Annotated in this window: 11 protein-coding genes; all 11 read right to left on the reverse strand. The window is 41.7% G+C overall.

Annotated elements, in window-relative coordinates:
* Window positions 1-63 precede the first annotated feature (63 nt).
* The 11 genes from ftsA to ACKC4Y_RS05330 all read right to left on the reverse strand — a co-directional run bounded on the left by ftsA (window position 64) and on the right by ACKC4Y_RS05330 (window position 13,568).
* Window positions 64-1,365, reverse strand: coding sequence for a cell division protein FtsA (gene ftsA / locus ACKC4Y_RS05280; RefSeq protein WP_409360772.1), 1,302 nt, complete (start codon window positions 1,363-1,365; stop codon window positions 64-66).
* Window positions 1,362-2,270, reverse strand: a complete 909-nt coding sequence (locus ACKC4Y_RS05285) for a cell division protein FtsQ/DivIB (RefSeq protein WP_409360773.1) — start codon at window positions 2,268-2,270, stop codon at window positions 1,362-1,364. Before ACKC4Y_RS05285 ends, ftsA begins: the two co-directional genes overlap by 4 nt.
* On the reverse strand, window positions 2,258-3,178 hold the full coding sequence (locus ACKC4Y_RS05290) for a D-alanine--D-alanine ligase (protein WP_409360774.1): 921 nt from the start codon (window positions 3,176-3,178) through the stop codon (window positions 2,258-2,260). The genes ACKC4Y_RS05285 and ACKC4Y_RS05290 overlap by 13 nt, the downstream gene beginning before the upstream one ends.
* Before the next feature lie 240 nt (window positions 3,179-3,418).
* Window positions 3,419-4,396 (reverse strand): UDP-N-acetylmuramate dehydrogenase, encoded by a 978-nt coding sequence (murB, locus tag ACKC4Y_RS05295; protein WP_409360775.1) that lies wholly within the window; start codon window positions 4,394-4,396, stop codon window positions 3,419-3,421.
* Window positions 4,374-5,801, reverse strand: coding sequence for a UDP-N-acetylmuramate--L-alanine ligase (murC, locus tag ACKC4Y_RS05300; protein WP_409360776.1), 1,428 nt, complete (start codon window positions 5,799-5,801; stop codon window positions 4,374-4,376). Before murC ends, murB begins: the two co-directional genes overlap by 23 nt.
* Complete coding sequence (gene murG, locus ACKC4Y_RS05305; RefSeq protein ID WP_409360777.1) at window positions 5,785-6,921, reverse strand: undecaprenyldiphospho-muramoylpentapeptide beta-N-acetylglucosaminyltransferase; 1,137 nt, start codon at window positions 6,919-6,921, stop codon at window positions 5,785-5,787. Before murG ends, murC begins: the two co-directional genes overlap by 17 nt.
* On the reverse strand, window positions 6,914-8,068 hold the full coding sequence (locus ACKC4Y_RS05310; protein ID WP_409362152.1) for an FtsW/RodA/SpoVE family cell cycle protein: 1,155 nt from the start codon (window positions 8,066-8,068) through the stop codon (window positions 6,914-6,916). Before ACKC4Y_RS05310 ends, murG begins: the two co-directional genes overlap by 8 nt.
* Before the next feature lie 131 nt (window positions 8,069-8,199).
* Entirely contained in the window at window positions 8,200-9,600 is a 1,401-nt protein-coding gene (gene murD / locus ACKC4Y_RS05315) for a UDP-N-acetylmuramoyl-L-alanine--D-glutamate ligase (protein ID WP_409360778.1), read from the reverse strand.
* A 4-nt stretch (window positions 9,601-9,604) separates the two neighbouring features.
* Complete coding sequence (mraY, locus tag ACKC4Y_RS05320) at window positions 9,605-10,675, reverse strand: phospho-N-acetylmuramoyl-pentapeptide-transferase (RefSeq protein WP_409360779.1); 1,071 nt, start codon at window positions 10,673-10,675, stop codon at window positions 9,605-9,607.
* Window positions 10,676-10,698: 23 nt separating this feature from the next.
* A complete protein-coding gene (locus tag ACKC4Y_RS05325) occupies window positions 10,699-12,120 on the reverse strand; it encodes a UDP-N-acetylmuramoylalanyl-D-glutamyl-2,6-diaminopimelate--D-alanyl-D-alanine ligase (protein WP_409360780.1) in 1,422 nt (473 codons plus the stop codon).
* A complete protein-coding gene (locus tag ACKC4Y_RS05330; protein WP_409360781.1) occupies window positions 12,117-13,568 on the reverse strand; it encodes a UDP-N-acetylmuramoyl-L-alanyl-D-glutamate--2,6-diaminopimelate ligase in 1,452 nt (483 codons plus the stop codon). Before ACKC4Y_RS05330 ends, ACKC4Y_RS05325 begins: the two co-directional genes overlap by 4 nt.
* Between the last annotated feature and the right edge of the window lie 8 nt (window positions 13,569-13,576).

Here is a 13,576-nt window from a genome sequence, read left to right on the forward strand (position 1 = left end):
TTTCCTTCTCATAAAACATCGCAAGCCCAAGCGATGAAATTTAACTTACATCAATAAACTTACTTAAAAACTCTCACGCAACCACTGACCAACACGCTGAAAATACCCACACGTGCCCGTCGATAAATGTTTCACTGCAGTCTGTACTGTTTTTTCTTCAAACCCCACCAATTGCGGATAAATCAACAACCCAACAGCAGATGTAAATGCCGCCCCTTTTGCAAGAGGAGGCAGCCTTGAAATACCTAAAGGCCGCCCTATACGAACATTTCTTCCCAATATTGTACGTGCCATCTCTGGCAACCCCGTTAACTGGCTTGCCCCCCCAGTCAAAATAACACGCTTACCAACAATGTGACCAAAACCAGAACGGTTCAAACAATCACGCACCATCTCTAAGATTTCTTCGACACGTGCACGAATGATACGACCAAGAACAGCACGTGGATATTGGATTTCACGATGCTCGCTGCCAATCTCCGCCACATTAATCATCTGCCGCTCATCAGCACTTGTCAAAAGTGCAGAACCAGAGACAACCTTTAAACGCTCTGCTTCTTCGATAGACATAGAGAATCCACGTGCAACATCAAGAGTCACATGATGTCCACCAACTGCAAGTGCATCCGCATGAACAAACTTTCCCTCAGAAAACACTGAAAATGTTGTGGTTCCACCACCAAAATCAATACAGGCTGCTCCTAAATGCGCTTCATCATTCATCAAAACAGCAAGACCACTTGCAAAGGGAGTTGCAACCATTGCTTCGACACTCAAATGCGCTCGATTAATGCAAGCTTCTAAATTACGCAAAGACGCTGTTTCAGCTGTTACAACATGTACATCTACACCAAATAATTCTCCCGTCATTCCGACAGGATCAGAAATTCCTTTATCTCCATCCAACACATAAGAAACAGGAACTGAATGCACGACATGGCGCTCAGCATCAAAAGCTTTGCGCGAAACGTCTGCAAATGCTACACGCACATCACGCTTAGTGACTTCACGACCATTCAAACGCACCATGCCATTGATAAGAGCACTTTGTAATCGGCTTGAAGAAAAGTTTACAATCACTGAATCAACCACCAAACCAGCCATTTTTTCTGCTGCATCAACAGCCAACCGTATGGATTGCTCTGCCGCAAACATATCCATTACAATACCAGATTTGATACCGCGTGAACGTTGCACTCCAAAGCCTAAAATTTCCATAGAGTGCGTACGACCATGTAAATAATGCATATGCTTCAAAGGACGCAAACAAGCAATCAGACACACAATCTTACTTGATCCGACATCAAGAACCGTTAAGAAGCGTGTTTTGCGTCCCCTCGCATGATGTGATCCGAGCAACATCATAGGCGTCCTGCCTTTCGCGCTTCTAAAACGCGTTCTTCGTCTGCCACTGCAGCACGATGATGTTCCAACGCTTCATCTGATAAAGAAACTGTAATGCGATCAGAAAGACGAAAATCAACACTCACAATATCGCGAGAAAAAAGATCTTGTGCTCTCCCTGACCCAAGAAGAGAAGCAAGTTTTTCAAGTGGATCATTTTCAGGCAACATAACGCGTATCCCATTATCTAAGACAAGATCCCAACGCCGATCACCTACACGTACATAAGCGCGAACACGACTAGAAAACTGCGGATAAACTGAAAGTGCTTGAATAAACTTTTCGGCAGCATTTTGCGCACCTTTCCCAACCACGAGAGGTAAATTCTGAACCACCCCCCCTTGGAAGGGCACAATGACTCGGCCTACACGATCAACAATATCCATCATGCCATCATGTTGCCAAATTGCATATGGTTCACGTTCCACAACGGAAATACGCACGAGGTTGGGATAAACTTTCTGCACATTAGCCGATTGAACCCAAGCCTGCTTTTCCAAAAGAGAACGCGCCCTATCAACATCAAAAGTAAATATGGATGGGGCACCATTAAGCCCTAAAATCTTTAAAACTTCCTGTTTTACCAAGCGCTTATCACCACGCATATCGACATTAGTGACCACAAAACCAGCATTTGCTATTGCGGTCTTCATAATAGGCTCCATACGACCACTCGATAAAATCCCATAAAGAAACGTAACAAAGAAAAAAAACAAAACCGCAAAAGAACCGAAATGGCGTGGAACATGAATATCAATAAGGACAAACTCAGACATAAACCGAAGAAAACGACGATAAAGACGTGGCAAAATCGGCACTGATAGCGCTACCGGAACATTTTTTTTATCAACATTCAACGCATACACGACGCGTCCTCCACCATCCACTGAACAATATCGCCGTAAGTACGACCACTTGCTTTTGCAATATCAGGCAAAAGAGAAGTTGGTGTCATACCGGGCTGCGTGTTAATTTCAAGCCAAATCAATTCTCCCGTTTCTTCATCAAAACGAAAATCAGAACGGCTAACACCTCGACAACCGATCGCCTGATGTGCTGCTAAAGACATTCTTTGCACGCTTTGGTAAATATTTGATGAAAGTTGTGCAGGACAAATATGGTAAGAGCCACCAGATTTGTATTTCGAGTCATAATCATAGAACTGAAAAGACTGATCAGGGAGAATTTCACAAACATCCAAGACCTCATCCCCCAAAACAGCACAAGTAAGCTCACGACCAGGAATATATTTTTCAACAATCACGTCATCTGCATAAACCCAATCAGCCCCTACAACATTGCGTGGCGGCGTAGATTCATTTCCTTTTACAATAACAACACCAAAACTCGATCCTTCACACACAGGTTTAATCACATAAGGAGGCTCCATGGGATGTGTTCGCCCCAAAGCAAAGCGGTTCATGACACAAGAAGGCGCAACAGAAACACCAGCGCTCGCAACAACAATTTTTGCGCGCCCTTTATCCATTGCCAGTGCCGATGCCATCACCCCAGAATGGGTATAAGGAATTTTCAAATATTCAAGGATACCCTGAATACGACCATCTTCACCAAATTGCCCATGCAATGCATTGAAAACAATATCAGGCCGCAATTGCTCAAGAACAGAAGCAATATGACCATCAACATCCACGCGACTCACACGATACCCCTGCGCTTCAAGAACATCAGCACAAGCAGCACCGGAAGACAAACTTACAGACCGTTCAGAGGAGAATCCCCCCATTAATACAGCTATATGTTCATCTTTCATAACAACTCACCCTCCTTTGTATACTATATATAGACAACACAAAAATCACTAATACCATATACAGGAAAAACTAGGATTTATCCTTGCGAATCAATATCCTAGCATTTTGCATAATGAATCAGACTCAGACGCATCACGCAAGAGATTCTTTGTTAATTTATTGATTCTTAATGGATTTTTTTTATTATCTCTTTGAAATGACTCAATTTTTTATTGTATTTTTTTATTGCACAAAATAAATTAATGAAATGGGTCAAAAGAGGGAACACTACGGCCTTGTTCAAATTGACCAATACGCTGTATTTCCCACTGTAAGAGATAAGCAGAGTGCGCAAAAACACGTGCACGTACTGTTTCTCCCAAAGCTTCAAGGTCATAACCTGTTGCTTGCCCTGTATTGATCATAAAATTACAGTGCATTTCGCTCATTTGCGCTCCACCAATCCGCAAACCACGGCATCCTGCTTCATCAATAACGCGCCACGCTGAGATATCTTCAGGATTTCGAAAAGTTGATCCCCCTGTTTTTTCGCGAACAGGTTGTACTGTTTCCCGATGAAGTGTAACTTCATCCATAGCGGCACGAATATTGTCTCTATTTCCTAACTGTCCTTCTAACAAAGCAGCAGTAAAAACAAGATCTTCAGGGACACCGCAATGACGATAAGAATACTGCATATCCTTTAAGCTCAAAACATGACGCTGTCCTTTACGATCAAGTGCATAGACCTCAACAACACGCGCAGCTGTCTCAACACCATTAGCGCCTGCATTCATTTTTAATGCTCCTCCAAGACCACCAGGAATACCATGATAAAAATGAAAACCTGCAATCTCAGCCTCTAAAGCCGCTGCTGCTAAATGTTTATCCGCCGTAGCAGCACCAACCAAAAAGCGCTTTGGAGAAACCTGCCGCACTTGCCCAAAACCCTTCGCCGGAAGACGAATAACAACACCTGGAATCCCGCCATCACGCACCAGAAGATTAGAACCAATTCCCACAATTGTTACAGAGATAGATTCAGGAAGATTTTGCAGAAAAACCGCTAAATCTACCTCATCAGCAGGCTGATAAAAAAGCTCAGCCAACCCACCAGTGCGAAACCACGTTACTTTCCGCATCTCTACATTAGGCATAAGCTTGCCCTTTATGCTACCCAAAACTGGTTGCAATTGCGCCAACAGCGCTTCACCATCAATCAGTTGAAAATTCATCATTGTTATCAAGCACCACCAACTGCTGAGGCAAAGCACAAGCCCATTGTGTGATATTGCCAGCACCGAGAAAAACAACATAATCACCAACTTTAGCAAAAGTAGAGACAATCGAAACAACATCTTCCAAACAATGAATCAAACGCACATCACGATGCCCAGCCATTTGAATATGTTCTACCAATTCTCTAGCACCAAAACCAGCAATTGGCTCTTCACCAGCCGCATAAACAGGAGCAATCAACACTGTATCGGCATCATTAAAACAAGCAGCAAAATCATCAAATAAATTATACAAACGTGAATAACGATGTGGTTGCGCAACCGCAATCACGCGCCCCTTTGCGCTTTCACGCGCTGCACATAAAACAGCCTTTATTTCAACAGGATGATGTCCATAATCATCGAATATTTCAATGCCACGCCAACTTCCTGTTTGCGTAAAACGCCGCTTTACTCCACCAAATTCTGCTAAGCCTTTTTTTATGGATTCATTTGAAATACCCAGTTCATGAGCAATGGCAATCGCTGCCGTCGCATTAGACACATTATGCTGCCCAGACATTGGCAAAACCAAATTTTTCAATTTAGTCTCTTTACCTGTCTTGCGCGAGCGAATGAAAACATCAAAATGCGTTTTTTGACCATCCATAGACAGATTAAGAAAACGAACATCCGCTTGTGGATTGGCCCCATAAGTTATCACCCAACGATCATCAATACGACTAGCCAATGACTGAACCTCTGGATGATCAAGGCACAACACAGCAAAGCCATAAAAAGGAACATTCTCTACAAATTGCCGAAAAGCCTCACGCACAGCGCCAAAACTTCCGTAATGGTCTAAATGTTCACGGTCAATATTGGTAACAACAGCGATATCAGCAGGCAACTTTAAAAAAGTACCATCACTTTCATCCGCTTCAACAACCATCCAATCGCCATCCCCCATACGAGCATTCGTGCCATAAGCATTGATAATTCCACCATTTATCACCATCGGATCAAAACGACCAGCATCAAGAAGCGCTGCTACCATTGATGTAGTTGTTGTTTTACCATGCGTACCACCAACAGCAATTGCCCGACGAAACCGCATCAACTCTGCAAGCATTTCTGCACGTCTCACAATCGGTAAATGCCTTTCTTTCGCAGCAATATATTCAGGATTTGTTTTTTTTATAGCAGTAGAAATAACAACAACCTCTGCGTCACCTAAATTTTCAGCATGATGCCCCATATGAACGTTAATTCCTTTTCCCCGTAAACGTTCAACATTTGCACTCTCAACTTGATCAGATCCTTGAACTTTATAGCCAAGATTATGAAAAACTTCCGCAATCCCACTCATGCCAATCCCACCGATTCCAACAAAATGGATAAGGCCTATATTAAGCGGCATTTTCATCAAAAAACTCCTTTTTTACATCTGACAGTGATCGCCCCATAACCAACGCTTCAGCCATATCAGCAAGACGACTGGTTGCATGAGGTTGCCCAACCTTTTTAGCAGCCAACGCTTGTGTTTCTAATAGATGCGGATCACCACAGACTTTTGTTAAGAGAGAAGCAAGCCTTTGTGCATTCAAATCTTTTTCTGCTATAATTTGCGCACCTCCTGCAGCAGAAAGCAGTGCTGCATTCGCAGACTGATCATGATCAAGCGCATGGGGATATGGAATAAGCAAAGCAGGACGACCGATTACAGCTATTTCACAAACGGATGAGGCACCAGCACGTGACAAAATAAAATGAGCACGCGCCATACGTTCTGCCATATCATCAAAAAAAGGAGCAACTTCTGCTTGTACACCCATCTTATGATAGATTTCTATCAATTCGAAAGCTTCCCCCCGAACTTGCTGGACAATTCGCAAGCGTTTACGGCTCTTCTCATCCAGCAAAGCAATTGCTGCAGGGACAATTCGTGAAAAAGAAGAAGCCCCTTGGCTACCACCAAAAACCAAGAAATGAAATGGCTCTTCACCAATTGAGGGATGATAAGGAATTTCCGCTGCTTTGAGAACAGCCTCACGCACAGGATTACCAGTCAAGAGCGTTTTATGAACATGAGTATTATTTTGTAATAACAAACCACCCGCTATTGCATGCACAAAAGGTGCCAAAACCCGATTTGCACGCCCCATAATAGCATTTTGCTCATGAATAAATGTTGCACGCCGCGTTAAAGCAGCAATAAAAAGAGGAGGAAACGTAGGATAACCGCCAAACCCACCAACAAGAACAGGACGCAATTTATAAAAAAGTATTAATGATTGACGCATTCCTTTTAACAAAGCCCAAAATGTCTTTATAAGTGCAAAAGGATGGCGTCGTGTAAATGTCGCAGATGAAAGTATATGTGTATGTTCTTCATCAAAACAGCGCACAAAAGGTTGCGCTCTTCCATCCGTTGCCAAATGAACATCATATCCACGCTGCCTTAATTCAACAGCAAGCGCTTCAGCAGGAAAAAGATGCCCACCTGTACCACCAGCCACCAAAACAATAACTTTTTTATCAGTCATAAGTGGTATCCAAAACAGCAGGAGAGGAAAACGCTGAGAGACGTGCTTCTGGCCAGCGGCGCGTCAAACTAAGCAAAATGCCCATTGAAAGTGCAATAGCCACCATAGAGGAACCACCGTAAGAAATAAACGGCAATGTCATTCCCTTTGGAGGGATGAGATGAAGATTAACTGCCATATTAATCGCTGATTGAAAACCAATCATCATTGCTATACCAGTAATGCCGAGACGTATAAATGAATCACGCGTATTCAATGCTATATACAGTGAGCGCATGACGATAAAGCCAAAAAGCATCATAATCAAAAGACAGAGGATAATACCATATTCCTCAGCAGCAACGGAAAACACAAAATCCGTATGGCTATCAGGAATGATACGTTTCACCGTTCCCTCGCCCGGCCCTTGTCCAAACCAACCACCATTTAAAATAGCCTCACGCCCTACATCCACTTGAAAAGTATTGCCTTCACCTGTTAAAAAACCATTAATACGTTCACGCACATGGTGAAGGAAAAGATATGCTAAAACAGTTCCTACAATGCCTAAAATGAGAAACAAGAAAAGAATGGTAAGGGATACACCAGCCACAAAAAACAGCCCCCCCCATGTTGCACTCATTAAAAATGTTTGGCCAATATCAGGCTGTAAAACGAGAAGCACACAACAAAAAGCATAAAGTGCAGTAGCTAACGTATAACCAGGAATGCCCCTACGCCGCACCTGTTCTGAAAAAAGCCAAGCTGACATAATCACAAAAGCTGGCTTCATAAACTCTGAAGCTTGCACAGAAAGACCAAATATAACAATCCACCGCCGTGCTCCCTTCAATTCTGGACCAACAAATAAGGTTGCAACCATAAGAAAAAGCGTCGCAATAAGCACAAGGGCGCATAACCGCCGAATATTACAGAGCGAAAAAAAAGAAATGGTAACCATTGTAAAAAACGCTGGAATACTAAAAATGATATGCCAGCGAACAAAATAAAAACTGTCAGCAATACCGATTTTTTTTGCAATCGTAGGGCTAGCAGCAAAAGATAACATAATGCCAATCCCCATTAAGATCAAACAAGCCGCGAAGATAGAGCGATCAATTGTCCACCACCAATTAGCAATTGGATCTCTATCAGCACGCGTAAACATCTTATTCACTTGATCCTTTTTATAATTCTACTCAAAGTGACTACAGTTTCCCCATTTTTTAGCAAACACTTCAAAAACTGAATTACACGAAAAAGGATTCCGGAGAGTTAACACAAAATCATTTTTTTTATTCATGCTTCTTTTAACTGCATAACAAAAGAAACAAACGCTTCCCCACGCATTTCATAATTTTTAAATTGATCATAACTTGCGCAGGCGGGTGAAAAGAGGACGACTGCTTCTTTTACCTTACAACACATCGCATCAGCAGCAGCTTCATGCACCGCATTTTCCAAAGTTAAGCTCATCGAAAAAGGAAAAGCAGAACCAATAACACCAGCAAATTCTTCCGCCGCAGTCCCAATCAAATAAGCTTTGCGAATTTTATGAAAAAATCCTCTAAGAGACTCAATCCCACCTTTTTTTGCCTGCCCTCCAACAATCCAAAAAATATCATTAAAAGCAGAAAGTGCAGGCGCTGATGCATCTGCATTGGTAGCCTTGCTATCATTGATAAACAAAACTGTCCCCATTTTACGCACCTGCTGCATACGATGAACCAATCCTTTATAACTTGCTAAATGTTTCTCTATATGTGGATCAGTAATTTTTAAAGCTTGCAATGTTGCTAAAACCATAAGAGCATTTTGCGCGTTATGACTACCACGTAACACTGTCATAAGAGCGAGATCTGCAAGCATGGAGCGCTGCCCTTGATGAACAACAAAAAGCTTAGTGTTCTCCGCATAAAAGCCATTTTCAACAAAATGTTCCTTGGAAATTGCCTCGACTTGACGACCCTCATGAAGCAATTGTTGATACAACTCCCGACAAGCAGCGTCATCAACTGAAATCAAAGCATGAGAAGCCCTAGCCACTAAATGCCTTTTAGCTTGCACATATTGAGCAAAGCTACCATGGCGATCAATATGATCAGGCGTGAGATTTAATAAAAGAGCAACGGTCGGCTGAAGAGAGGGTGTTAAATCAATTTGAAACGATGAACATTCAATCACATAAATACGTTTTTTTACAAACGGCTTAAGGGTCAATATTGCGGTTCCAATATTTCCCCCCATCTGCACATCATAGCCCATTTGTTCTAGCAAATGCGCAAGTAAAGCTGTCGTTGTTGATTTTCCATTTGTGCCCGTAATAGCGATAAAGGGAACATCCTGATCACAAAAACCATAGTGCTGTAAAAAATGGTTGCGCGCACGAACAAATAATTCAATATCCCCGATAATTTCTATACCTTTTTGACGTGCTTTCTCAACAACCCAATGAGGCTTAGGATAATTTAAAGGAACACCAGGAGCTAAAATCAATGCAACAAACTCTGACCAATCTTCATAACGGAGATCTCGCGTTGGAATTTTGTGCCGAAGAGCCATTTGCACACTTGAAGGACTATCATCCCATGCAACCACTTCTGCACCACCACGTACCAATGCTTTTGCTGCTGCTAATCCAGATGCCCCTAATCCAAACAGAGCAACTTTTTGACCTTTATAACACGTAACAGAAATCAAAATGTCACCGCAATTTAAGTGTTGAAAGACCAATGAGAGCGAGAACAATCGAAATAATCCAAAAGCGTATCACAACTTGGCTTTCAGTCCAGCCTTTTTTCTCAAAATGATGGTGTATTGGTGCCATAAGGAACACACGCTTTTTTGTTAATTTGAAATAACCAACCTGAATAACAACCGAGAACCCTTCCAGAACAAAAAGCCCACCAATAAGAGCCAAAACAATTTCATGCTTGGTTGCTACAGCAACAGTACCCAGGAGTCCTCCAAGCGCCAAAGAACCAGTATCCCCCATAAAAATGGCCGCTGGTGGCGCATTAAACCATAAAAAGCCAAGACCCGCACCAACAACGGCTCCCAGTAAAACAGCCAGTTCACCGGTTCCTGATACATAATGAATTTGTAGATAATCAGCAAAATTGATATTACCAGAAAGGTAAGCAATTAAAGCAAAAGACAAAGCAACAACCATCACAGGAACAATAGCTAAGCCATCAAGACCATCGGTCAAATTAACAGCATTCCCAGTCCCTACAATAACAAAAGCAGAAAAAGGAATAAAAAACCAACTCAAATTTATAAAATAATCTTTCACAAAGGGAAAAGCTAATCCAGGAGAACCAACTTGTAAGATCATAAAAGCAGCAATTGCTGCAACCCAAAATTCCAATCCTAACCGAGCTTTACCGGAAAATCCTTTGTGTGTTTGTTTTGTTACCTTAAGATAATCATCATAAAAACCAATTGCTCCAAAAGAAAGCATAACAAAGAGCGACACCCAAAAATAAATATTCGATAAATTACACCACAAAAACGCTGATACCAGAATCCCTATTAAAATCATCAGACCACCCATAGTAGGCGTCCCAGCCTTTTTAAAATGTGTTTGAGGACCATCAGCGCGAATTGGCTGCCCTTTTCCCTGCCGCAATTTTAGAGAAGCAATGATACTAGGACCAAATAAAAACACAATGAGTCCCGATGTGAGCATCGCTGCTATAGTGCGAAAAGTAATATAACGAAAAACGTTAACGCCTGGGAGCCAATCACTAAGCGAAGAAAAAAACAGCATCATAATATAAAAAAACCTATTTTAAATTAGAGAGAAACCACTTTATAGCGATCAAAAAGTGCTGTCACAATATCTGAAGAATTAAGACCACGGGATGATTTAATCATAAGCAGATCCCCATTGGAAATTTCTGCAAAAAGAAGCGGTAAAATTTTTTCAATATTTTCAGCATAATGAACCTTAACGTAAGCGGATAAATCAATGGCCAAAAATTTCATTACCTCACCAAATAAAAAAACTGGATGAGCACCAGAAAGACATATTGGCTTTACTAAATCACGATGGAGTTTTTCACTATGAGCTCCCAGTTCGAGCATATCCCCCAAAATAGCAATGCGCCTACCACATGAACCTACTGGCCCTGTAGCAAGCAGATCAAGAGCAGCACGCATAGACGCGGGATTCGCATTGTAGCTTTCATCAATTAAATAAAATTCGCCACCATTGGGTAAAGACAACTCGTAGCGGATACCCCGCCCCTTTTGGAGAGAAAAATGGCTCAAAGCAAGCGCAATACATTCTAAATCAGCACCAACGGCATCACAAACCGCAAGAACACCTAAACTATTTTGGACAATATGTCGCCCAGGAGCACCAATTTTAATCGTCCTATCTTGTCCAGAAATTCGTACAACCATAGAGGAACAATCCGTTTGAAGACATATATCTCTAACCTGATAATCAGAATTTTCAGCCTCACCAAAGCTTAAGATCTTTTTCACACCACATTGCTTTGCTTTTTGAATTAAATAAGAAAAAAAATCATTATCCGCATTTAAAATGGCAACACCTTCCTCATCTAATCCTTCAAAAATTTCAGCTTTTGCATCTGCTATTTCTTCAAGATTTTTGAAAAAACCCATATGTGCCGCAGAAATATGCGTAATAAGAGCAACATGCGGATGAATCAACTTTACAAGAGGGCGAATTTCATCTTTATGATTCATACCAATTTCAAAGATACCATAATCACACTCTGCTGGCATTCGTGCCAAGCTAAGCGGCACTCCCCAGTGATTATTCAAAGAAGCAGAATTCGCGTGAACCTTTCCAACAGTTGCAAGCACTTGTTTGAGAGCTTCTTTTGTTGTTGTTTTTCCCACTGAACCTGTTACCGCTATAATTTTAGCTTTTGAACGCCTACGCGCAGCTTGTGCAAGTTTTTCTAAGGCTTGCAAAACATCAGGGACAACAATCAGTGGAGCGGATATTTTTTTCATGTCAGTCAAACGATCTTCCGTAACAATAAGAACGCCTGCTCCCCTTGCATAAGCTTGCGCAGCAAAATCATGACCATCAAGATGATGCCCTTTAATACAGAAAAAAATATCGCCTTTTACAAGCGTGCGACTATCAATAGAAATCCCAGAAAAAGTTTCTGGTAAGCATCCGATTACAAAGCCATCAATTGCTGTAATAAGTGCTTGTTTATCCCATAACACTGTCATCTCTTTCGTTCCTGCAAAGCCTCTATCGCTTTCAAGCGATCTGAAAAAGGATATGTTTTCTGCCCTATAATCTGACCATTCTCATGACCTTTTCCAGCGATGATGAGTGTGTCTCCAGCTTGCAAAATCCCAACCGCATAAGCAATAGCTTCACCACGATCCGCTATTTCCATTGCTTTTGGAACTGCTTGTAAAATATCTTTTCGAATTTTCTCAGGTTCTTCAGTACGGGGATTATCATCCGTTACAATAACAATATCAGCCTTGTTTTCTGCAATTTTTCCCATTAAAGATCTTTTCCCCCGATCACGATCACCACCACAACCAAAAACAAGAATTAAACGCCCCTGTGTAAAAGGGCGAACAGAAAGCAATACCTGCTCTAAAGCTTCTGGTTTATGCGCATAATCTATATAAACAGGCGCATTATTTTCTGTCTTTCCAACCAATTCCAAGCGCCCAGGGGCTCCCTGTAAAGTTTCAAGTGAATGAAAAACTTTATCAGGAGAAACACCTGTTGCAATTGCTAATCCCGCCGCCAAAAGCGCATTACTCACTTGAAAATCTCCAGCTAGAGGCAAATCAAATGTATAAATATTGTTTTCCACACGACATTCAACACACTGTTTCGAACGTTGATGTTCAATACGATTAATAGTGATAAATTGCCCTTTACGCCCAATTGTTAAGACACGGCGGCGCGCTTGTGTGATTGTATCAATAACCTTTTGCGAATAAACATCATCCGCAAAAATCAGAGCAGGAAAATCTTGAGGCAAAAGTGTATCAAAGAGCCTCATTTTAGCACGCAAATAATCCTCTACGCTCGTGTGATAATCCATATGATCACGCCCTAAATTGGTAAAGGCACCAGCAGTTAAACGTACCCCGTCAAGTCGGCATTGATCAAGCCCATGCGAAGATGCTTCAAGGGCTGCATGTGTAACACCTTCATTGGAAATTTCATAAAGGAGGCGCTGTAAGACTACTGGATCAGGTGTTGTGAGAGAACCAGAATCATTCCGGTAAGGAGAAAAAACACCTACCGTCCCTATACTGGCGGCACACAATCCAACATGAGTCCAAATTTGCCGAACAAAAGAGACAACGGATGTTTTTCCACTTGTCCCTGTCACAGCAACGATAGTTTCAGGTTGAGAACTGTAAAAACGTGCAGCTGCTATTGCTAAACTATGACGAACATCACGAACACGTAAAAGAGGAACAGATAAATTCTCAAGAACAGCATTACAATCTGTAACGATTGCTTGTGCACCACGCTTTAGTGCATCATTTATATAGTGTCTTCCATCACCTTGATTGCCTTGAAGGGCTACAAAAACATAGCCTGGCAAAATTTGCCGAGAATCCGCACTTATTCCTGTTATTTCTATTGAAGAAAGACTTTTATCTTCAATACATTCTGCAAAAACAGTTCCCAACAACATGACAACAC

The sequence above is a fragment of the Bartonella heixiaziensis genome (genome assembly GCF_046245125.2).
In the GTDB taxonomy this organism is placed as follows: domain Bacteria; phylum Pseudomonadota; class Alphaproteobacteria; order Rhizobiales; family Rhizobiaceae; genus Bartonella; species Bartonella heixiaziensis.

Bases quoted from the DNA above. Each gene is read 5' to 3' on its own strand.
- ACKC4Y_RS05325 (WP_409360780.1), bottom strand. From the start codon at position 12,120: ATGACAGTGTTATGGGATAAACAAGCACTTATTACAGCAATTGATGGC.
- ACKC4Y_RS05330 (WP_409360781.1), bottom strand. From the start codon at position 13,568: ATGTTGTTGGGAACTGTTTTTGCAGAATGTATTGAAGATAAAAGTCTT.
- ACKC4Y_RS05310 (WP_409362152.1), bottom strand. From the start codon at position 8,068: ATGTTTACGCGTGCTGATAGAGATCCAATTGCTAATTGGTGGTGGACA.
- ftsA (WP_409360772.1), bottom strand. From the start codon at position 1,365: ATGATGTTGCTCGGATCACATCATGCGAGGGGACGCAAAACACGCTTC.
- ACKC4Y_RS05290 (WP_409360774.1), bottom strand. From the start codon at position 3,178: ATGAAAGATGAACATATAGCTGTATTAATGGGGGGATTCTCCTCTGAA.
- murG (WP_409360777.1), bottom strand. From the start codon at position 6,921: ATGACTGATAAAAAAGTTATTGTTTTGGTGGCTGGTGGTACAGGTGGG.
- murB (WP_409360775.1), bottom strand. From the start codon at position 4,396: ATGATGAATTTTCAACTGATTGATGGTGAAGCGCTGTTGGCGCAATTG.
- murC (WP_409360776.1), bottom strand. From the start codon at position 5,801: ATGAAAATGCCGCTTAATATAGGCCTTATCCATTTTGTTGGAATCGGT.
- mraY (WP_409360779.1), bottom strand. From the start codon at position 10,675: ATGATGCTGTTTTTTTCTTCGCTTAGTGATTGGCTCCCAGGCGTTAAC.